The organism is Dactylosporangium sp. CA-052675, assembly GCF_050947935.1.
GTDB lineage: Bacteria > Actinomycetota > Actinomycetes > Mycobacteriales > Micromonosporaceae > Dactylosporangium.
Genome location: NZ_CP192010.1, coordinates 2,886,675 through 2,905,085, shown reverse-complemented (window position 1 = coordinate 2,905,085; position 18,411 = coordinate 2,886,675). Strand labels below are relative to the sequence as shown.

Annotated in this window: 22 protein-coding genes; 5 read left to right on the top strand and 17 right to left on the bottom strand. The window is 73.6% G+C overall.

Going from position 1 to position 18,411, the window contains the following annotated elements:
* Window positions 1-50 precede the first annotated feature (50 nt).
* On the top strand, window positions 51-1,499 hold the full coding sequence (locus ACQP1P_RS13100) for an NCS2 family permease (protein WP_433086385.1): 1,449 nt from the start codon (window positions 51-53) through the stop codon (window positions 1,497-1,499).
* Window positions 1,500-1,560: 61 nt separating this feature from the next.
* Here ACQP1P_RS13100 and ACQP1P_RS13095 read toward each other — a convergent pair whose 3' ends face one another.
* Entirely contained in the window at window positions 1,561-1,935 is a 375-nt protein-coding gene (locus ACQP1P_RS13095; protein WP_433086383.1) for a nuclear transport factor 2 family protein, read from the bottom strand.
* Between the two features lie 46 nt (window positions 1,936-1,981).
* Here ACQP1P_RS13095 and ACQP1P_RS13090 point away from each other — a divergent pair, with 46 nt between their 5' ends.
* A complete protein-coding gene (locus tag ACQP1P_RS13090; protein ID WP_433086381.1) occupies window positions 1,982-2,401 on the top strand; it encodes an ArsR/SmtB family transcription factor in 420 nt (139 codons plus the stop codon).
* Window positions 2,398-2,883: an SRPBCC family protein gene (locus ACQP1P_RS13085; RefSeq protein ID WP_433086379.1), complete on the top strand. Its 486-nt coding sequence runs from the start codon at window positions 2,398-2,400 to the stop codon at window positions 2,881-2,883. The genes ACQP1P_RS13090 and ACQP1P_RS13085 overlap by 4 nt, the downstream gene beginning before the upstream one ends.
* Here ACQP1P_RS13085 and ACQP1P_RS13080 read toward each other — a convergent pair.
* The 3 genes from ACQP1P_RS13080 to ACQP1P_RS13070 are packed head-to-tail and all read right to left on the bottom strand — an operon-like array spanning window position 2,870 to window position 4,242.
* On the bottom strand, window positions 2,870-3,277 hold the full coding sequence (locus tag ACQP1P_RS13080; RefSeq protein WP_433086377.1) for a VOC family protein: 408 nt from the start codon (window positions 3,275-3,277) through the stop codon (window positions 2,870-2,872). The genes ACQP1P_RS13085 and ACQP1P_RS13080 overlap by 14 nt on opposite strands.
* Window positions 3,278-3,286: 9 nt before the next feature.
* On the bottom strand, window positions 3,287-3,727 hold the full coding sequence (locus ACQP1P_RS13075; protein ID WP_433089988.1) for a helix-turn-helix transcriptional regulator: 441 nt from the start codon (window positions 3,725-3,727) through the stop codon (window positions 3,287-3,289).
* 29 nt (window positions 3,728-3,756) lie between these two features.
* Window positions 3,757-4,242, bottom strand: a complete 486-nt coding sequence (locus ACQP1P_RS13070; protein ID WP_433086375.1) for a hypothetical protein — start codon at window positions 4,240-4,242, stop codon at window positions 3,757-3,759.
* Window positions 4,243-4,485: 243 nt separating this feature from the next.
* Here ACQP1P_RS13070 and ACQP1P_RS13065 point away from each other — a divergent pair, with 243 nt between their 5' ends.
* Window positions 4,486-5,826, top strand: a complete 1,341-nt coding sequence (locus tag ACQP1P_RS13065; protein ID WP_433086373.1) for an ABC transporter substrate-binding protein — start codon at window positions 4,486-4,488, stop codon at window positions 5,824-5,826.
* Between the two features lie 39 nt (window positions 5,827-5,865).
* Here the strand turns inward: ACQP1P_RS13065 and ACQP1P_RS13060 are convergent, their stop codons facing one another.
* From ACQP1P_RS13060 to ACQP1P_RS13050, 3 genes are all read right to left on the bottom strand, one after another.
* Complete coding sequence (locus tag ACQP1P_RS13060) at window positions 5,866-6,222, bottom strand: ArsR/SmtB family transcription factor (protein ID WP_433086371.1); 357 nt, start codon at window positions 6,220-6,222, stop codon at window positions 5,866-5,868.
* Window positions 6,212-6,643: an SRPBCC domain-containing protein gene (locus tag ACQP1P_RS13055; protein ID WP_350609407.1), complete on the bottom strand. Its 432-nt coding sequence runs from the start codon at window positions 6,641-6,643 to the stop codon at window positions 6,212-6,214. Before ACQP1P_RS13055 ends, ACQP1P_RS13060 begins: the two co-directional genes overlap by 11 nt.
* Window positions 6,644-6,847: 204 nt before the next feature.
* Window positions 6,848-7,216: an MmcQ/YjbR family DNA-binding protein gene (locus ACQP1P_RS13050; RefSeq protein WP_433086368.1), complete on the bottom strand. Its 369-nt coding sequence runs from the start codon at window positions 7,214-7,216 to the stop codon at window positions 6,848-6,850.
* Between the two features lie 162 nt (window positions 7,217-7,378).
* Here ACQP1P_RS13050 and ACQP1P_RS13045 point away from each other — a divergent pair, with 162 nt between their 5' ends.
* A complete protein-coding gene (locus tag ACQP1P_RS13045; protein WP_433086366.1) occupies window positions 7,379-8,356 on the top strand; it encodes an acetylxylan esterase in 978 nt (325 codons plus the stop codon).
* Here the strand turns inward: ACQP1P_RS13045 and ACQP1P_RS13040 are convergent.
* Genes ACQP1P_RS13040 through ACQP1P_RS12995 form a run of 10 tightly spaced genes read right to left on the bottom strand, consistent with a single transcriptional unit; the run spans window position 8,302 to window position 18,322 of the window.
* Entirely contained in the window at window positions 8,302-9,357 is a 1,056-nt protein-coding gene (locus ACQP1P_RS13040; protein WP_433086364.1) for a Gfo/Idh/MocA family protein, read from the bottom strand. The two genes, ACQP1P_RS13045 and ACQP1P_RS13040, sit on opposite strands and share 55 nt — an antisense overlap.
* Window positions 9,354-10,433, bottom strand: a complete 1,080-nt coding sequence (locus ACQP1P_RS13035; protein ID WP_433086362.1) for an alpha-hydroxy acid oxidase — start codon at window positions 10,431-10,433, stop codon at window positions 9,354-9,356. Before ACQP1P_RS13035 ends, ACQP1P_RS13040 begins: the two co-directional genes overlap by 4 nt.
* A complete protein-coding gene (locus tag ACQP1P_RS13030; RefSeq protein WP_433086360.1) occupies window positions 10,430-10,852 on the bottom strand; it encodes a hypothetical protein in 423 nt (140 codons plus the stop codon). Before ACQP1P_RS13030 ends, ACQP1P_RS13035 begins: the two co-directional genes overlap by 4 nt.
* Window positions 10,845-11,819, bottom strand: a complete 975-nt coding sequence (locus tag ACQP1P_RS13025; protein WP_433086358.1) for a Gfo/Idh/MocA family protein — start codon at window positions 11,817-11,819, stop codon at window positions 10,845-10,847. The genes ACQP1P_RS13030 and ACQP1P_RS13025 overlap by 8 nt, the downstream gene beginning before the upstream one ends.
* Window positions 11,816-12,793 carry a succinylglutamate desuccinylase/aspartoacylase family protein gene (locus ACQP1P_RS13020; RefSeq protein ID WP_433086356.1) on the bottom strand — a complete coding sequence of 326 codons (978 nt, stop codon included), beginning with the start codon at window positions 12,791-12,793 and terminating at the stop codon, window positions 11,816-11,818. Before ACQP1P_RS13020 ends, ACQP1P_RS13025 begins: the two co-directional genes overlap by 4 nt.
* Window positions 12,790-13,821: an ABC transporter ATP-binding protein gene (locus ACQP1P_RS13015; protein ID WP_433086354.1), complete on the bottom strand. Its 1,032-nt coding sequence runs from the start codon at window positions 13,819-13,821 to the stop codon at window positions 12,790-12,792. Before ACQP1P_RS13015 ends, ACQP1P_RS13020 begins: the two co-directional genes overlap by 4 nt.
* Entirely contained in the window at window positions 13,818-14,819 is a 1,002-nt protein-coding gene (locus ACQP1P_RS13010; RefSeq protein WP_433086352.1) for an ABC transporter ATP-binding protein, read from the bottom strand. Before ACQP1P_RS13010 ends, ACQP1P_RS13015 begins: the two co-directional genes overlap by 4 nt.
* Window positions 14,816-15,718, bottom strand: a complete 903-nt coding sequence (locus tag ACQP1P_RS13005; RefSeq protein ID WP_433086350.1) for an ABC transporter permease — start codon at window positions 15,716-15,718, stop codon at window positions 14,816-14,818. Before ACQP1P_RS13005 ends, ACQP1P_RS13010 begins: the two co-directional genes overlap by 4 nt.
* Before the next feature lie 10 nt (window positions 15,719-15,728).
* Entirely contained in the window at window positions 15,729-16,685 is a 957-nt protein-coding gene (locus ACQP1P_RS13000) for an ABC transporter permease (RefSeq protein WP_433086348.1), read from the bottom strand.
* A gap of 41 nt (window positions 16,686-16,726) precedes the next feature.
* The gene (locus ACQP1P_RS12995; RefSeq protein WP_433086346.1) at window positions 16,727-18,322 is read right to left on the bottom strand and encodes an ABC transporter substrate-binding protein; all 1,596 of its coding nucleotides are present in this window, start codon (window positions 18,320-18,322) and stop codon (window positions 16,727-16,729) included.
* Between the last annotated feature and the right edge of the window lie 89 nt (window positions 18,323-18,411).

Genomic DNA, 18,411 nt, shown 5'->3' with positions numbered 1-18,411 from the left:
AACGCAGGTGACATCATGCGCGCGTAACCATAGATCCACCTGGAGGTTCCATGGCCGGGCAACCCGTCGCGACACAGAGCCGTGTCGATCGGTACTTCGAGATCAGCAAGCGCGGTTCGACGTTGAGCCGGGAGATCCGCGGCGGCCTCGCGACGTTCTTCACGATGGCGTACATCGTGGTGCTCAACCCGCTCATCCTCAACAGCGGCATCGACAAGGGCAACGGCAAGCTCGCGATCACGGCGCTGGCCTCGGGCACCGCCCTGGTCGCGGGCGTGATGACGATCCTCATGGGCGTCGTGGCCCGGTTCCCGCTCGCGCTGGCCGCGGGCCTGGGCGTCAACGCGCTCGTGGCGTTCGAGATCGCTCCGCAGATGACGTGGGCCGACGCGATGGGGCTCGTCTTCATCGAGGGCGTGCTCATCACCGTGCTGGTGCTGACGGGGCTGCGCACGGCGGTCTTCCGGGCGGTACCGACGCAGCTCAAGACGGCGATCGGGGTCGGCATCGGGCTGTTCCTGGCGCTGATCGGCTTCGTGGACTCGGGCTTCGTGCGCCGCGTGCCGGATGCGGCCGGCACGACGGTGCCGGTCGGGCTGGGCATCGGCGGCAAGCTCGTCAGCTGGCCGGCGCTCGCCTTCGGCGTCGGGCTGCTGCTCACCGTGGTGCTGGTCGTGCGCCGGGTGCGCGGCGCGATCCTCATCGGCATCCTCGCCTCCACGGTGCTCGCGATCGTCATCGAGGCGATCGCCAAGGCGGGGCCGTCGTTCGTCGACGGCAAGCCGAACCCGAAGGGCTGGAGCCTCAACGTGCCCACCCTGCCGGACAAGATCGTGGACCGGCCCGACCTGTCCCTGCTCGGGCACTTCAACGTGCTGCACTCCTGGCAGACGGCCGGGGTGCTGGTGCCGCTGATGTTCGTCTTCACCCTGCTCATCACCGACTTCTTCGACACCATGGGCACGATGGTCGCGGTGGCGCAGGAGGGCGGGATGCTCGACGAGAACAACATGCCGCCGCGCACCCGGGAGATCCTGCTCGTGGACTCCCTCGCCGCGGCCGCGGGCGGTGCCGCCAGCACGTCGAGCAACACCAGCTACATCGAGAGCGCCTCGGGCGTGGCCGAGGGCGCGCGCACGGGCGTCGCGAGCCTCGTCACCGGCGTGCTGTTCCTGCTGGCGATGTTCTTCGCACCGCTGGTGACGGTCGTACCGTTCGAGGCGGCCTCGGTCGCCCTCGTGGTCGTCGGCTTCCTCATGATGACCGCGGTGCGGACCATCGACTGGGCGGACTTCGACATCGCGCTGCCCGCGTTCCTCACCATCGTGCTGATGCCCTTCACCTACTCGATCTCCAACGGCATCGGCGCCGGGATCATCTCCTACGTGGTGATCAAGCTGGTGAGCGGCAAGGCGCGCGAGGTGCATCCGCTGCTGTACGGCGTCGCCGCGCTCTTCGTCGTGTACTTCCTGCGCGGCGCCGTCGAGGCGGTCCTGTAGCCGTTCCCGTCGCCGCCGGCCCCGGACCGCACCGTCCGGGCCCGGCGGCGGCTCGGGTCGTTCAGGGCCGGAAATAGTCCCGCAGCTCGCGCAGGCGGTCACCGCTGCGCCGGAAGATCTGCACGAGCGACACGGTGGTCGGCCCGTCCGGCCCGTCGTAGACGGCGTCGATCTCGGTGACGAACACGTCGGGGTCGGCGGTGTCGTGCAGCGTGAACCGCGAGGCGCCGGGGTTCATCGCGCCCGGCGGCGCCGGCCGCTCCTGCACGGCGGCGATGCCCCGCTCGATCGCGTCCCGCCCCGCGAGCCGGAGCCCTTCGAGGGGCGCCTCGTAGACGCCGTCCTCGGTGAACAGGTTCGCGTAGGCCGTGGCGCTGCGGGTGATGGGACCGGCGTGCATGTACCGCTGGAAGAGCTCCAGATGCGAAAGGGTCACTTCGTCCAGTCTATCGGCCGGGTGGCGGCTGGCCAACATGTAACACATGGGTTACGCTTCCCGGGTGGACGAGGTGGCCGCGGCCATTGCCGATCCCGTGCGACGGCGGATTCTCGAGGCGCTGCGCGACGGGCCGATCGCGGCCGGGCGCATCGCCGAGGCGTTCCCGATCAGCCGGCCCGCGGTCAGCCGGCACCTGCGCGTGCTGCGCGAGAGCGGGCTCGTGCAGGACCGTGTGGTGGGGCGGGAGCGGCGCTACGAGCTCGACCCCTCCGCGCTGGCCGAGCTGCGGGGGTGGATCGACCGGCTCACCGGCCCCAGCACCGGCCCTAGCACCGGCCCCAGCACCGGCCCCGGCCCGGTCTGGGCGCGGCGGCTCGACGCCCTGGAGACCGAGGTGTACCGCACCCGCCGCGACCGCGGACGGCAACCGGACGAGCATCAAGTGGAGCGTGAGAGCGCATGAGCGGGCAGTTGATCCCGGGTGACGGCGGGCACGACCTCGTCCTGGTCCGGACGTTCCGGGCCGGCATCGAGGACGTGTGGGCCAGCGTGACCGAGCCGCAGCGCAGCGCGCGGTGGTTCGGGCCGTGGGAGGGCCAGGGCGGGACGGGCGGCACCATCCGGGTGCGCATGGTCCAGGAGGAGGGCGAGCCCGTCATGGACCTGCGCATCGACGCGTGCGAGCCGCCCCACCGGCTGGCCGTGTCCGCCTCCGACGACGCCGGGAACTGGCGGATGGAGGTGCTGCTGAGCGAGCGGGACGGCATCACCGAGCTGCGGTTCGTGCACCGCGGCGTCGACGTGCGCCAGATCGGCGAGGTCGGCCCGGGCTGGGAGTTCTACCTCGACGCGCTCGTGGCCGCCCGCGAGGGCACGGCGGCGAAGCCGTTCGAGGACTACTACCCGTCGATGAAGCCGTACTACGAGTCGCTCAGCGCTGGTTGATCCGCACCAGGTTGCCGGCCGGGTCCCGGAAGGCGCAGTCGCGCACGCCGTAGTCCTGGTCGATCGGCTCCTGCACCACGTCGGCGCCGGTGGCCTGGACGCGGTCGAAGGTCTCGGCCAGGTCGTCGGAGGCGAGCACGATCGTGGCGTAGCTGCCCTTGGCCATCATCTCGACGATGGTCCGCCGCTCGTCGTCGGTGAGGCCGGGGTCGACCGCGGGCGGGCAGAGCACGATCGAGGTCTGCGGCTGGTCCTTCGGGCCGACCGTGACCCAGCGCATGGTGCCGTAGCCGACGTCGTTGCGGACCTCGAAGCCGAGCGCGTCGCGGTAGAACGCGATCGAGGCCTCGTGGTCGTCGGCCGGCAGGAACGTGTGCTGAATGATGACGCTCATGCGCCCACGTTAGACGCCCCGGCCGGCCGCGACTTCTCGATTCCTGATCGGCCGCATGACCTGCTTGGCGACGCAGTGCGGAATGCCCCGGGCGTCCTCGGCGGCCTTGCGCCGGTAGGTGCTCGGCGACATGCCGACGAGCTCGGAGAAGCGGGTGCTGAAGGTGCCCAGCGACGAGCATCCCACCGCGAAGCAGACATCGGTGACGGAGAGGTCGCCGCGGCGCAGCAGGGTCATGGCGCGCTCGATGCGGCGGGTCATGAGGTAGCTGTACGGCGACTCTCCGTACGCGGCCCGGAACGCCCGGCTCAGGTGCCCGGCCGAGACGTGCACCCCGCGGGCGAGCGCCTCGACGTCGAGCGGCTGCGCGTACTCCCGGTCGATCCGGTCGCGCACGCGGCGCAGCAGAGCCAGTTCACGCAGGCGGGGATCGGTGCTCACGGCATCCAGGATGCCAGGTCACCTTGCCCGCGCGACGCTCAGTAGGTCCGGTACCGGCACCAGCCGCGCGCGGCGCGGGTGTTGAGCAGGATCACGAAGAGCAGCGGGAACGCGACCGACATGAGGGTCGCGGCGTACGGCGCGCCCGTCACGTAGCCCTGGTAGACGCCGCCGAGCACGCTCAGGCCGTTGAGCAGGGTGAGCAGGACGCGGACCCAGTTGCGCCCGTTCTGCAGCTTGCGGCCGAGCACGATCGCGACGAGGCCCATCAGGGCGGCGGTGCCGATGACCGTGTACGTCGCGACCGTGAGCGCCTCGGGGCGGGTCGTGAACGTGTCCCCGCCCATCCGCAGGTCCCACGCCGGGGCGATGCGGGCTGCCGCGAGCGCGAGGAGGGCGGCCGCGCCGAGCATGAGCACGCCGCCCAGGTACTGGAAGATCGCCACGATGTGCAGGGAGATCGGGGCCGTGGTGCGGACCGGGTGCGGGTGCCACGCCTGCTGCGGCTGGTATGCGTACGCCATGTGCCTCAGCGTGTCCCGTGCCCGGCCCGGCGGCATCCCGGATTCATGCCACGCCCGGGCCGGCGTGCGGCGCGGCGATCCGCGGGCGGGGCTTGCCTGCCGCGCATGGTGACGAAGTGTGATGCGTCCCATCCCGTTCCATCGCCGCTGTTCAAGGTTTCCTCAAGGTCCGGATCACGAGCTGGGCCCGCCCGGTGTGCGCCGCTTACGGTCGCCGGGGCCGATTTGCGAAGGGCAGGGTTCGTGGGACGCAAGGCATCGATGCTCGCCACACTCGTGGGAGTGGCGGTCATCGCCGGGGGATGCGGGACGACGCCGGCCGGCGGTGGCGACGACGGCAGGCCGATGGTCGTGCACCTCTACGGCTCCGACGCGAACATGAGCAACTCGCTCAGGGACAAGCTCAAGGACAGCCCGGGAATCCTGTCGGGCATGGTCGGCACGGCGCCGCTGCTGGACCTGCCGGCGTCGTTCAAGGAGCGGCTGCGCGGCGTGGACCCCTCGCTGGCCGACTACGGCTACGCCGCGGAGGCCTACGACGCGGTGCTGCTGGCCGGCCTGGCCGCGGAGTCGGCGCGCTCGACGGACGCGACGGCGATCTCGAAGTACATGGTGGGGGCCTCGACCTCCGGCACCGTCTGCGACAGCGCGGCCGCGTGCCTGGCGCTGGCCAAGGCGGGCAAGGACTTCGCCTACCGCGGGGTGTCGATGCGCCGCAGCGGCCTCACCGACGCGGGCGAGCCGTCCTCGGCCTCCTACGGCGCGCTGCACTTCAGCCGCGGCAACACCATCAACGACAACCTGACCGAATACATCGGCGCCGGCGATCCGGCCGGCGCGTCGACGGCCGGGCCGCCGCCCTCCACCGCGTACCCGACAGGCAATGCGAAGAAGCGGATCCCGCCGCTGAAGGTCGGCGGGCTCATGCCGCACACGGGGCGCCTGGCCTTCCGCAGCGCGCCCCGCTTCGCCGGCGCCCGGCTCGCGGTGGCCGAGCTCAACGCGGCCGGGGGTGTGATCGAGCAGCCGGTGGAGTGGGTCGACGGCGACGACGGCACCGACGAGAAGGTGGCCGCGGCGACCGTCGACCGGTTCATCGGCCTCGGCGTGCAGGTCATCATCGGCGCGTCCTCGTCGAGCGTGACCAAGGCGATGATCCCGAGGATCGCCGCGGCGAACCGGATGCTCATCTCGCCGTCGTCCACCTCGGACGAGCTGTCGACCATCGCCGACAACGGCCTGTTCTTCCGCACCGCCCCGCCCGACACCCTGCAGGCCCGCGCCCTGGCCGACGTCATCATGCGCGACGGGCCGCACCGGGTGACGATCGTGGCCCGCGAGGACGCGTACGGCCTCGGGCTGCAGAAGAACGTCAAGGCCGACCTGCTGACCGCGGGCATGACGGACGCGGACGTGGACCTGATCTCGTATCCGACGGCGACCGAGGACTACTCCGGCGTCGCCGCCCGCGTCCGCCAGAACTCCCCCAACGGCGTGCTGATCCTCGGGTACGACGAGACCGCCCTCATCGTGCAGGAGCTCGCCGCCCGCAAGGTCGGCACGGCGGAGTCCCTCGGCGGCTGAGGCCGGGCACCGCGGCGGGGACCGGGCCGGGCCCGGCGCTCACGGGTCCTCGCGGTTGAGGTGCTCGGTGAGCGCGTCCAGGCGGCCGTCCCAGTCGCGCGCGAGGGCGGCCAGGAACTGCTGCGCCACGCGCATGGGGGCGGAGCTGAGGCGGTACCGCACGCGGCGGCGCTCCCCCGGCTCGGCCGCCACCAGGCCGGTCTCCGACAGCAGGGCCAGGTGCTTGGCGATCGCCTGCCGGGTGATGGGCAGGCGATCGGCCAGGTCCGTCGCCGTGGCCGGGCCGCCCTGCGCGAGCGCGGCGAGGATGCCGCGCCGCGACGGGTCGGCCAGGGCGACGAAGACCTGCTCGGCGACCGCCTCGATGTCGGGCGGCATCTGACTCTCAGGCGGCATGCAGGTATTCGACCAACTCACCCAGCTCGTGCGTCCAGCCCCCGGTGTTGCTCTCGAACGCCTTACGGTACGCATCCTCGGGCAGCTGCGCGAAGCCGGACTCGACCATGCGCAGCCGCGTGCCGGCGCCGGCGGGCTCGAGCGTGAACTCGACGTAGGTGCGGCGGGGATCCTCGGCCGCGAGGCCGTTGATGCCCCAGGTGAACGCGAACACGGCCGGCTCGTCGACCCGCTCGATGTGCAGGGTGGCCTGGTCGCCGCTGTCCCAGGTGAGCTTGGCCTCGCCGCCCTCGCGCAGGTCGACGGTGGCGCCGTTGCCGAACCAGGTGCCGAGCCCCTCGGCGGTGGTGAGCGCGGCCCAGACCCGGGCCGGCGGCTGCGTCAGCTCGACGGTCCGCTCGATGCGATCGGGGAACCCCATGACGACCTCCAGTGAGTAGCAACTCTTCGGTTGCTACTCAAGCTATTGCAACCCACTAGTTGCGTCAAGGGGGCGGCCGCGCACGACGCGGGCGGCGCCGATCAGGCCGATCGACGGCGTCTCGTGCTCATCCATGACCATGCCGGCAGGCGGGCATCGGCAGCCGGTTCCGGTGCCGGGTGGCGCGGGCCGGGATGGCGTCGGTCATGCGTGCGGCGGCGGACCCGCGCCGGGGTCGGGTGCCCGCATCCGCCAGGCGTCGGTGATCAGCTCCTCCAGCCGCGCCTCGTCGACGGTCTCCAGGCGGAGCATGACCAGGGGCAGGCCGTCGTACCCGGGGTTCGTGAAGAACCGCGTGGGCTCGCCGAGCAGCAGGGCCTGCTTCTCCGCCTCGTCGCCGACGTAGAGCACCGCGACGTCGGTCCGGATCACCCGCGGCTTGCCGGGCAGCCGCTCGGGATAGGACCAGACGAAGCCCTTGTTCGCCACCCGGAAGTCGAAGCCGTCGCTGTCGATCTCGACCACGCCCGGCAGCCCGAGCGCGATGCGCCGCACGTCGTCAGCGTCAGCCATGCGCCTCAGCCTACGGCCCCCGCCGAACCCGGAGGGCACGGATGCCGGCCGCCGGCCGAGCGCCCCGGCAGACGCCTCGGCCTTGACGCGTGCGGACGCGGCGCGGCAAGATCGGGGCCGAGAATGGAAAGAGCGTTTCAATCAGTGGAACGAGGTTGGCCGATGGTCATGTTCGACAAGCCGCTGGAGGAGCTGCGCGCGTACCGGCCGGAGCGCACCGAGCCCGCCGACTTCGACGACTTCTGGGCGCGGACCCTCGCCACCGCCCGCGAGCACGACCTGGCCCCCGAGTTCACCCCCGGCGAGCCGGACCTCAGCACCGTCGAGGTCCTCGACGTGCGGTTCTCCGGCTGGAACGGCGAGCGGGTCGCGGCCTGGCTGCTGCTGCCCCGCCACCGCACCGGGCCGCTGCCGGCGGTGGTCGAGTACGTCGGCTACGGCAGCGGCCGCAGCCTCGCCCACCAGCGGCTGTTCATGAGCGCGGCCGGCTTCGCGCACCTGGTGATGGACTCGCGCGGGCAGGGCTCGGCGTGGCGGCCCGGCGTGACGCCCGACCCCGACCCGAATCCGGGCACGGGGCAGTACCCGGGCTTCATGACCCGCGGCGTCGACCACCCGGACCGGTACTACTACCGCCGCATCATGACCGACGCCGCCCGCGCGGTCGAGGCGGTCCGCGCCCACCCGGCCGTCGACCCGCGCCGCGTCGCCGTCTACGGGCGCAGCCAGGGCGGCGGGCTCGCCCTCGCCGCCGGGGCGCTCGTCCCGGACGTGGCCGCGATCGTGCCCGACGTGCCGTTCCTGTGCCACTACCGGCGGGCCACCGAGATCACGGACAAGGCGCCGTACTCCGAGATCGCCCAGTACCTCAAGGCGCGGCGCACCGAGGTCGAGCCGGTGTTCCGGACGCTGTCGTACTTCGACGGCCTCAACTTCGCCGCCCGCGCGACGGCCCCGGCCCAGTTCGGCGTCGGGCTCATGGACGACGTGTGCCCGCCGTCGACGGTGTACGCCGCGTACAACCACTACGCGGGGCCGAAGGAGATCTGCGTCTGGCCCTACAACGGGCACGAGGGCGGCGAGGTCTACCAGGAGGCGGACACGCTGTCGTTCCTCAGCCGGACGCTCGCGCCGAGCTGAGCCGAGCGCTCGGCGCCGTGCAGCATCGCCGTCGTCAGCAGGCCGTCGCGCCCCGTCACCTGCGGGTCGCGGCCGGCCGCGACGGCGTCGAGGAGATCGGCGAGCTGGGCCGAGTACGCGCCCAGCCGCACCGGGTCCCGCGGGTCCGCGGCGTCGAAGGCGGGCTGGCGCGCCGCCTGCGTCCAGCCGTCGCCGCGCCCGAGCCGCAGCGCCCCGTAGGCGTCGACCTCGAGCATCCCCTCGGTGCCGGCGATCTGGAACTGCAGCCCGCTGCCGAGGCCGGGCCGCGGCACGTCGTAGCTCATCCACAGCTGGGCCATCGCCCCGCCGGTCAGCCCGTAGGTCACCATGGCGCTGCGCAGCGGCGGCGGGTCCGGCGCGTAGGCGCCGAAGAGCGCGAAGACCACCTCGGCCTCGGCCCCGGTGAACCAGCGCAGCAGGTCGCAGGCGTGCGCGCCCCAGGAGGCGAACGCCGTCTGCTGCCGCGGGTCGAGCTTCCACTCGTCGCGGGTCACGGCCGTGTCCCAGAAGCCGACCTCGGGGCCGATCGCGCGGACCATCGTCACGCGGCCGATCGCGCCCTCGTCGATGAGGCGCTTCGCCGTCGCGGGGATCGTGCGGTACCGCTGCTGCGACACGACCGCGAGGCGCACCCCGGCGGCCGAGCACGCCGCGACCATCGCCGCGCACTCCTCCGGCGTCTGCGCCATCGGCTTCTCCACGAGCAGGTGCCGGCCCGCCCGCGCGGCGGCCACGGCCTGCTCGCGGTGGACGGCCGGCGGGCTGGCGAGCACGACCACGGCGACGTCCGGGTCGGCCAGCAGCTCGGGCACGCCGGCGTGCAGCCGGGCGCCGAACTCGGCCGCGAGCCCGGGTGCCCGGCGCCCGCCCGCGACCGCGGCCACCCGCGCGCCGGGCAGCCCGTCGGCGACGGCGGCCCAGGTGCGGCCCATGAACCCGGACCCGACGACGCCGACGCCGACGGCTTCCCTGATCGTCATGGCACCTTCACCACCTCCGGTGAGATCGCGGCGAGGGACGGCAGCCCGCACATGGCCATCGCGCGCTCGAGCTCGTCGCGCACCATGAGCAGCACGGCCGCGACCCCGTCGGCGCCGCCGGCCGCGAGGCCCCAGATGACCGGGCGGCCGAGCAGCACCGCGCGGGCGCCGAGCGCGAGCGCCTTGAGCACGTCGGTGCCGCGCCGGAACCCGCCGTCGACGTAGACCTCGGCCCGGCCGCCGACGGCGGCGGCGACCTCGGGCAGCGCCTCGATCGGCGCGATCGCGGTGTCGAGCTGCCGCCCGCCGTGGTCGGACACGACGACGGCCGCGGCCCCCGCCCGCACCGCCAGGTCCGCGTCCGCGCCGGCCAGGATCCCCTTGGCGACGATCGGCAGCGGGGTCAGCGCGGCCAGCCAGTCCACATAGGACCAGGTCGCCGAGCGGTCCAGGACGGCGTCGAACCGCCGCCGCATCGCGGTGCCGTCGACGTCCCACCCGGCCGCCGCCACCCCGCTGAGGTTCGCGGCGGGCGGGGTGGTCCAGCGGTTGCGGATGTTGCGCTCGCGCTTGGCCATCACCTTGTGGTCGACGGTCAGGCAGACGGCCGTGTACCCGGCCGCCTCGCCCCGCCGCACGAGGTCCAGCGCCGCCCCGCGGTCGCGCAGGAGCGGCACGTGCAGCCAGCGCGGCCCGTCCGCCGCCGCGGCGATGTCCTCCAGCGGGTGGGTGGCGCCGGAGCTGACGACCAGGAGGGTGCCGGTGGCGGCGGCCCCGCGGGCGGTGGCGAGCTCGCCGTCGGGGTGCGCGATGCCGTGGTCGCCGGAGGGTGCGACGAGGACCGGGGCGGGCACGGGCGTGCCGAGCACGGTCGTGGCCAGGTCGCACACGGTGACGTCGACCATGACGCGGGGCCGCAGCCGGATGGCGTCGAGCGCCCGGCGGGGCAGCGCGAGGCTCACCTCGGCGTCGGCGCCCCCGGCGATGTAGTCGTACGCGGCCGGGTCGAGCAGCTCCCGCGCCCGGGTCTCGTAGTCGGCGAGGTTCACGAGGTCGGTGTGCACGAGGTCGGTCATGGCTCCACCCGCTCCGGGCGGCCCGACGCCAGCGAGCGCCCGAACGCCTCGACGACGATCTCCGGTCCACTGTGGACGATCTGCGGCTCGACGGGGATCCGGCGGACGCCGCCGGGGCCGTGGTGGCGCACCGAGGGCTCGTCCAGGTCGATCTCCGTGTGGCCGTGGGAGCCGATGAGCCGGGCCGAGCCCGTGCCCGGCACCGGGCCGACGACGAGCGAGGCGACCACGCCGTGCGTCATGAGCATCGAGGCGACGAGGACGGCGCCGCTCGCCTCCGCGAACACCTCGACCGGCTCGCATCCGGTCAGCGTCCGGGCCAGGCCGACGGCGGTGGCGAGGTCGTGGCACTCGACGTTGACGCTGCGCGGCAGGCCGAGCCCGCCGGCCTCCACCCACGCCCGCACGCGCTCAGGCATCGCACGGCTCCGGCCGGCCGCTGTGCAGGGAGCGCTGGGCGGCCAGGGCCGCGGCGAGGGCCGCGCGGGACTGCTCCAGCGTGACGATCGGCTCGGCCCGGCCGGCGAAGACGTCGGCGGTGTGCACGGCCTGGTGGTACAGGGCGTCGGCGACCGACGCGGGCGGGGCGGCGCCGAGGACCGGGTCGCCGCCGGTGTGGTGGGTGAGCGCGCCCGCGTCGCCGGTCAGCACCATGCGGCGCAGCATCGCCCCGGGCGTGCGCAGCCCGTAGGAGAGCTCGGCCAGGGCCAGCGCGCCGCTGTCGAAGCGGACGGTGACGTGGAAGCTGTCCGGCGTCGGCATCCCGGGCGCGTGGGTGCACCAGCCGCGGGCGAAGACCCGCACGGGGCGGCCGCCCAGCAGCGCGACGGCGAGGTCGAGGGGGTGCATGCCGTTGTGCACCAGGTGGCCGCCGGACGCGTCCGGGTCCAGCTGCCAGCTGTTCCAGCCGCCGGGCCAGACGTGGCCGACGTACCAGGCCAGGTGCAGCAGCCGCGGGGTGCCGGCCGCGCCGGCCGCGGCCGCCGCCGCGAGGGTGCGCACGGCCGGCTGGAACCTCGTGGTCTGCCCGACCATGAGGCGTACCCCGGCCGCCCGCGCCGCGGCCACGAGCGTCTCGAACGCGGCGAGGGTGCGGGCCGGGGGCTTCTCGATGACGACGTGCCGGCCCGCGGCGACGGCGGCGAGGGCCCGGTCGATGTGGTCCCCGGTGCGCCCGCAGACCACCACGCCGGTGACGGCCGGGTCCGTCAGCGCCTCCGCCGGGTCGGTCGTGGCCCGGCACCCGGGCGCGAGCGCGGCGATCCGGCGCGCCCGCGCGAGATCGGTGCCGACCACGTGCGTGACCCGCACGCCGCCGACGCGCGCGAACGCGGCCGCGTGGTCGCGGGCGATCGCGCCCGAGCCGAGCAGGGCCACGCCGATCACCGGGGCACCGCCCGCGCGTGGATGCGGTCCGAGGGCAGGCCGAGCGACGCCGGGCGCGCGGGGGCGACGCCGACGACCGGGGTCCCCGCCGCGACCGCCGCGAACCGCTGCAGCGTGGCCACGTGGCCGGACTCGGGCGCCGCGACGACGGCGAGCTCGCGGCCGCGCGGGTCGAGCACCCGGCCCACCGCCTGCCCGCGCTCGACCCGGTCCAGCAGCCGCACGCCGGGCAGGAACAGCCCGCCGGCGGGGGCGACGGTGAAGCTGTCGGTGTCGCCGTCGCCGTGCAGCCACAGCGCGGGCGGCCGCGGCGGCGTCGCCGGCTCCCGCACCATCCCGAGGTGGGCGAGCACGTTGACGACGCCGCCGGCGTAGCCGTCCAGCAGCGCGGGGTCGAGCACGCCGCCGCCGGGCGACTCGACGTAGATCGCCGGGATGCCGAGGTCGCGGGCCAGGGTCAGGGTGCGGCCGGGGCCGAGGCTCCCGTGGGTCCAGACCAGCCCGGCGCCGAACGCGACCGCGAGCTCGACGCCCGTGGTCGCCGCGTCCCCGCCGTCGTCGAGGCCGCCCGCGAAGAACGGCATGTCCGTGGCCGGGGTGGAGGTGTGCAGGTCGACGAGCACGTCGGCACCGCGGATGAGCCGCCGGGCGACGAGGTCGGCGAGGCGCTGGGTCGGTGTGCCGTGCTCGTCGCCGGGGAACGACCGGGCCAGGTTGCCCCCGTCGGCCGGCCCGGTGCGCGAGTCCGCCTCGAACGCCGCCTCGTGCGTCACCGGTACCACCCGCAGCCGGCCGGCCCGCAGGCCGAGCGGGCGCGTGGTGAGCCGACCGGCCCCGACGATCCCGCCGACCTCGTTGCCGTGCACGCCGCCGAGCACCACGACGGTCGGCCCGTCGTGCCCGCTGTCCAGCTCGTGGACGGTGAGGCCGGGCCCGTGGGGGCCGGCCGAGATCCGCTCCTGGCGCCAGGTCACGGGGTCGCCATCACTTCCGGCTCGGCGAAGTGGCACGCCGACTCCGCGCCGGACGGGGTGCGCACCCGCAGCAGCGGGCGCTCGGTCGCGCAGCGGTCCTCGGCCTTCCAGCACCGGGTGCGGAACGGGCAGCCGGACGGCGGGTCGGCCGGGTTGGGCACGTCGCCGGTGAGCAGCCGCCGCCGGGCCGGGTCGCGCAGCCGCGGGTCCGGCACCGGCACCGCGGACAGCAGCGCCTGGGTGTACGGGTGCGACGGCGTGGTGAAGACCGTGTCGGCGTCGCCGTACTCGACGACGTGCCCGAGGTACATCACGGCCACCCGGTGCGCGAGGTGGCGCACCACGGCGAGGTCGTGCGCGATGAACAGGTAGGCGACGCCGAGCTCGCGCTGCAGCCGGGCCAGCAGGTTCACCACCTGGGCCTGGATCGACACGTCGAGCGCGGAGACGGGCTCGTCGAGGATGAGCAGCTTCGGCTCCAGCGCGAGGGCGCGGGCGATGCCGACGCGCTGGCGCTGGCCGCCGGAGAACTCGTGCGGGTACCGCCCGATCGCCTCGGCCGGCAGCCCGACGAGCTCGAAGAGCTCCCGGACGCGGTCGCGGCGCCCGGCGCGGTCGCCGATGCCGTGGATGGCGAGGGGCTCGGCGACGATGTCCCCGACGGGCATCCGGGCGGGCAGGGACGCGTACGGGTCCTGGAAGACGTACTGCAGATCGCGCCGCACCCCCCGCAGCGCCTTCGTCGGCAGCGTGCCGAGGTCGCGCCCGTCGAACAGCACCCGCCCGGCGCTCGGCGCGTGGAAGCGCATGATGGTGCGCCCGACGGTCGACTTGCCGCAGCCCGACTCGCCGACGAGCGCGAGCGTCTGCCCGGCCTCGACGTCGAAGGACACCCCGTTGACCGCGTGCACCCAGCCCTGCCGCCGCTGCAGCACACCGCCCCGGATCGGGAAGTGCTTGACCAGCCCGTCCACGCGTAACAACGGCTCGCTCACGCCGGCATCCCCGCTTCGCTGCGTCCCGCTCATGCCGACACCTCCTCCTCGACGGCCTCGGCGTGGAAGTGGCACGCGGCCCGGTGCCCGGGGCCGGTCTCGAACAGCTCGGGACGGGTCAGGCAGGCCTCGCGGCCGTTGCTGCGGGTGCACCGGGGCCGGAAGGCGCAGCCGTCCGGCAGGTGCTGCGGGTTCGGCGGCTGCCCGCCGATCGCGGGCAGCTCGTCGACGCGGTGGTACAGCTTCGGCAGGCTCTGCAGCAGGGCCCGCGTGTACGGGTGCCGGGCGGCGTGGAAGGTGGCGTCGACGTCCGCGGTCTCCACGACGCGGCCGGCGTACATGACGATGACCCGCCGCGTCATCTCCGCGATGACCCCGAGATCGTGCGTGATCATCATGAGCGCGGCCCCGGTCTCGGCCTGCACGCGGCGCAGCAGGTCGAGGATCTGGGCCTGGATGGTGACGTCCAGCGCGGTGGTGGGCTCGTCGGCGATGATGAGCCGCGGCCGGTTCGCCATCGCGATCGCGATCATCGCGCGCTGCCGCATGCCGCCGGAGAACTCGTGCGGGTACTGCCGCGCCCGGCGCTTCGGGTCCGGGATGCCGACCTCGGCCAGCAGCTCGACCGTCCGGGCCGCGGCCGCCCGGCGGGTCAGGCCCTCCTGGTGGCGGCGCAGCCCCTCGGCGACCTGGGCGCCGACGGTCATCACCGGGTTGAGCGCGGTCATCGGGTCCTGGAACACCAGGCCGATCTCCTTGCCGCGCACGTGCTGCAGGTCCTGCTCGCGCAGGGCCAGCAGGTCCCGGCCGCCGAAGCCGGCCCGGCCCGCGACGACCCGCCCGGTGGACGGCAGCAGCCCGAGGGCGGACATGACGGTGACGCTCTTGCCCGAGCCCGACTCGCCGACGATGCCGACGGTCTCGCCCGGGTACACGTCGAAGGAGACCCCGTTGACCGCGGGCACGACGCCGCCGTGCACCGCGAACTCGGTGACGAGGCCGGTCACCGACAGCAGCGGCGCCCCGCTCACCGGCCCCTCCTCGGGTCGGCGGCGTCGCGCAGCCCGTCGCCGATGAAGTTCACGGCGAGGATCGTCAGGGCGATCGCGATGCCCGGCGGCAGCCACAGCCACGGCATCGTCTCGAGGATGGTCAGCGACTGGGCGTCGTTGAGCATGTTGCCCCAGCTGGCGGTCGGGGGCGGCACGCCGAGGCCGAGGAAGGACACGGTCGCCTCGAGCAGGATCGCCTGGGCGACGGCCAGGGTCGCCACGACGGTCAGCGGGGCGACGACGACGGGGACGACGTGCCGGCGCAGGATGCGCAGCGGCCCGGCGCCGAGCCCGGCGACCGCGACGAGCGCGTCCTGCTCGCGCAGCGAGAGCGTCAGGCCGCGCACGATGCGAAACGGTGTCGGCCAGCCGAACAGCCCGATGGACAGGATGAGCGTCGGCAGGCTCGGCCCGACGAACGCGGCCACCACGATGATGACGATGAGGCTCGGGAAGGCGAGCACCACGTCGGCGAAGCGGCTCAGCACCCCGTCGGCCCAGCCGCCGAAGTAGCCGGCGACGGCGCCGAGCACCAGCCCGATGAGCGTCGCCACGAGCGCGGAGCTGAGCCCGACCAGCAGCGAGATCCGGCCGCCGACGAGCAGCCGGGCCAGCACGTCCCGGCCGGCCGAGTCGGTGCCGAGCGGGTGCCCGGCCCCCGGTGGCCGGCGGATCGCGGCCGGGACGACCTGGTTCGGGTCGGTGCCGAGGATCCAGGGCAGCACGATCGCGGCCAGCGCGAACAGGCCGAGCATGATCAGCCCGGCGAGCGCGAGGCGGTGGCGGAAGAAGCGGCGCGCGGCGAGCCGGCCGGGCGAGGCGTGCCCGGCGCCGGCGGGCGGGGCGGCCGCGGCGGCCGGGACGTCCGTGACAGTCATCGTGGGCCTCCTACAGCCGGATTCGGGGGTCGATGAGCGCGTAGGCGACGTCGGCCAGCAGGTTGCACAGCAGGACCAGCACCGCGACCGCCATCACGAAGCCCAGCAGGATCGGGTAGTCGCGGGCGAGCACGGCGTCCAGCGCCATGCGGCCCATGCCGGGCCAGGCGAAGATCTGCTCGACGACGACCGCCCCGGCGAACAGCGTCGGGATCTGGATCGCCACGACGGTGACGAGCGGGATGAGCGCGTTGTGCAGGGCGTGGCGGCCGATGACCCGTCGTCTCGTCAGGCCCTTGGAGCGGGCCGTGGTCAGGAAGTCCTGGCCGAGCACCTCGAGCATGCCGGCCCGGGCGTAGCGCACGTAGGGCCCGGCGAGCGCGAAGCCCAGGATGCAGGCGGGCAGCACCAGGTGGTGCAGCGAGTCGAGGAAGCCGCCGCCGCCGATCGAGTGCATGCCGCTGGTGGGCACCCAGCCGAGCTTGAGGCCGAAGACGTAGATGCCCAGCAGCGCGCCGAAGAAGCTCGGCACCGAGATGGCCAGCAGGCTCACCACGGTCGTGCCGTAGTCCACGGCGCTGTTGCGCCGCAGCGCGGCCACGATCCCCATCGGGATGCCGGCCAGCAGCGAGATCAGCAGGGCGGTGCCCATGAGCGACACCGTCGGGCCGAGCCGCTCGGCCATCACCTGGGTGACCGGCTGGCCGCTGCTGAACGAGAAGCCGAGGTTGCCGCGCAGGAGCTCGGCGACCCAGTGCAGGTACTGCACCGGCAGCGACGCGTCCAGCCCGAGCTCGTGGCGGCGCAGGGCGACGGCCGCGTCCCGGTCACCGGAGAACGACATCGGATCGATCATCATCTCGGCCGGATCGCCCGGCATGAGCTGCAGCAGGACGAACAGCAGCACGCTGATGCCGACGAGCACCACCGCGGACACCAGCAGGCGCCGGACGAGAAACGCGATCACACGCTCACTCTCCTATCGAGACGCGGCCGTCGGGGGCGAGGTCAGCTCACCGACCAGTCCGCGGCGTTCCAGAACGCGTCCACGACCGAGGGATTGAGCCCGAAGCCCTTGAGCCGGTCGCTGGTCGCGGCGATGGTGTTCGGCACGTACATCACGAGGATCGGCATCTGCTCGTTGACGATCTTCTGCGCCTGCGCGTAGATCTGCTGGCGCTGGGCCTGGTCCTTCGTCGCGATGCCCTGGTTCAGCAGCGCGTCGAGGTCCTTGTTGCAGTAGGCGGTGATGTTCGTGCCGCCGACCGCCGCGCACGACAGCCGGGCGTTCATCGAGGCCGGGTCGATGGTGAACAGGCCGTAGGACGAGATCAGCAGGTCGAAGTCCCGCTTGCCGATCGCCTGGGACAGCTCGGCCGCCTGGTAGTTCTGCACCTTGGCGTTGATGCCGGCCTCCTTGAGCTGCGCCGCGATGATGGTCGCGGCGGTGTCGCGGTCGCGCTGGCCGGGCGTGAGCTCGATGCGCACCTCGGTCGCCGGGTTCCAGCCCGCCTGCGCCAGCAGCGCCTTGGCCTTCGCCGGGTCGTAGCCGTAGTGCGTGAGGCCGGACGGCACCGCCCACGACGGGCCGTGCACGAGCGTGTCGACGACCTTGCCCTCGCCGTTGAGCACCTGCTTGACGAGGGCGTCGCGGTCGATGGCGTACATGATCGCCTGGCGCACCAGGGGGTTGGCGAGCTTGCCGGAGTCGACCGCGGTGTGCAGGGCGAAGATGCCGGGGCCGTCGGCCCGCTGCAGCTTCACGCCCTTGAGCCCCTCGACGCGCTTGGCGTCGGGCGCGGCCACCTGGGCGTAGTCCAGCTTGCCGGTCTGCAGCTGGGCCATGGCGGCGTCGGTGGTGAGGTACTGCGCGAACACCCGGTCGAGGCCGAGCTTCTTGCGGTAGTTCGGGTTGGCCTTGAACTCGACCTGGTCGGCGGTGACCCACCGGGAGAAGACGTACGGGCCGAGGCCGACGGTCGGGTTGCGCCAGAACGGGTTGTTGGTCAGCCCGTCGACCGGGAACTTGCCGACGACGTGCTCGGGCAGGATGAACATGATCGGCTGGACGAGCTCGTCGAGGAACGCGACGTTGGGCTGGTCGAGCTGGATGACGAAGGTGTTGTCGTCGGGCGCCTGGAAGCCGGCCACGCTCGTCGCCGTGCCGTCCTTGAAGGCCTTGGCCCCGTTGACGTTCGCGAACTTGCCGGCGTAGCCGCTGCCGCTCTTCGGGTTGGCGTAGAGGTTGTAGGTGAACACGACGTCCTTCGCGGTGAACGGCGTCCCGTCGCTCCACTTCACGCCCTGCACGAGGTGGAAGGTCCAGGTCTTGCCGTCCGCGCTGACCTCGGAGCGCTCGGCGAGCCGGGCGCCGTAGGTGCTGTCGCCGGCCGCCGAGACCAGGGAGTCCCAGTGCAGCTGCTCCATCAGGTGGTCGGGGCCGATCGAGGCCAGCAGCGGGTTGAACCCGCGCGGGGCCTGGTAGAGCTGGACGGTCGCATCACGGCTGCCGCCGGCGTCGCCACCGCTGGGGCCGGAGCAGCCGGCCAGCGCCAGGGCCAGCACGGCGAGGCCGGCCAGCAGGGCGCGGGTGTGTCGTCGCATGATCATGAGCCTTCCAGGAGTCAAAAACGACTGGTCAACGGGGTCCGACTGGTCAACAGGGTCCGACTGGTCAACGGGGGGTCCGGCTG

Bases quoted from the DNA above. Each gene is read 5' to 3' on its own strand.
- ACQP1P_RS13100 (WP_433086385.1), top strand. From the start codon at position 51: ATGGCCGGGCAACCCGTCGCGACACAGAGCCGTGTCGATCGGTACTTC.
- ACQP1P_RS13090 (WP_433086381.1), top strand. From the start codon at position 1,982: ATGGGTTACGCTTCCCGGGTGGACGAGGTGGCCGCGGCCATTGCCGAT.
- ACQP1P_RS13085 (WP_433086379.1), top strand. From the start codon at position 2,398: ATGAGCGGGCAGTTGATCCCGGGTGACGGCGGGCACGACCTCGTCCTG.
- ACQP1P_RS13080 (WP_433086377.1), bottom strand. From the start codon at position 3,277: ATGAGCGTCATCATTCAGCACACGTTCCTGCCGGCCGACGACCACGAG.
- ACQP1P_RS13070 (WP_433086375.1), bottom strand. From the start codon at position 4,242: ATGGCGTACGCATACCAGCCGCAGCAGGCGTGGCACCCGCACCCGGTC.
- ACQP1P_RS13060 (WP_433086371.1), bottom strand. From the start codon at position 6,222: ATGCCGCCTGAGAGTCAGATGCCGCCCGACATCGAGGCGGTCGCCGAG.
- ACQP1P_RS13055 (WP_350609407.1), bottom strand. From the start codon at position 6,643: ATGGGGTTCCCCGATCGCATCGAGCGGACCGTCGAGCTGACGCAGCCG.
- ACQP1P_RS13050 (WP_433086368.1), bottom strand. From the start codon at position 7,216: ATGGCTGACGCTGACGACGTGCGGCGCATCGCGCTCGGGCTGCCGGGC.
- ACQP1P_RS13045 (WP_433086366.1), top strand. From the start codon at position 7,379: ATGGTCATGTTCGACAAGCCGCTGGAGGAGCTGCGCGCGTACCGGCCG.
- ACQP1P_RS13040 (WP_433086364.1), bottom strand. From the start codon at position 9,357: ATGACGATCAGGGAAGCCGTCGGCGTCGGCGTCGTCGGGTCCGGGTTC.
- ACQP1P_RS13035 (WP_433086362.1), bottom strand. From the start codon at position 10,433: ATGACCGACCTCGTGCACACCGACCTCGTGAACCTCGCCGACTACGAG.
- ACQP1P_RS13030 (WP_433086360.1), bottom strand. From the start codon at position 10,852: ATGCCTGAGCGCGTGCGGGCGTGGGTGGAGGCCGGCGGGCTCGGCCTG.
- ACQP1P_RS13015 (WP_433086354.1), bottom strand. From the start codon at position 13,821: ATGAGCGGGACGCAGCGAAGCGGGGATGCCGGCGTGAGCGAGCCGTTG.
- ACQP1P_RS13005 (WP_433086350.1), bottom strand. From the start codon at position 15,718: ATGACTGTCACGGACGTCCCGGCCGCCGCGGCCGCCCCGCCCGCCGGC.
- ACQP1P_RS12995 (WP_433086346.1), bottom strand. From the start codon at position 18,322: ATGCGACGACACACCCGCGCCCTGCTGGCCGGCCTCGCCGTGCTGGCC.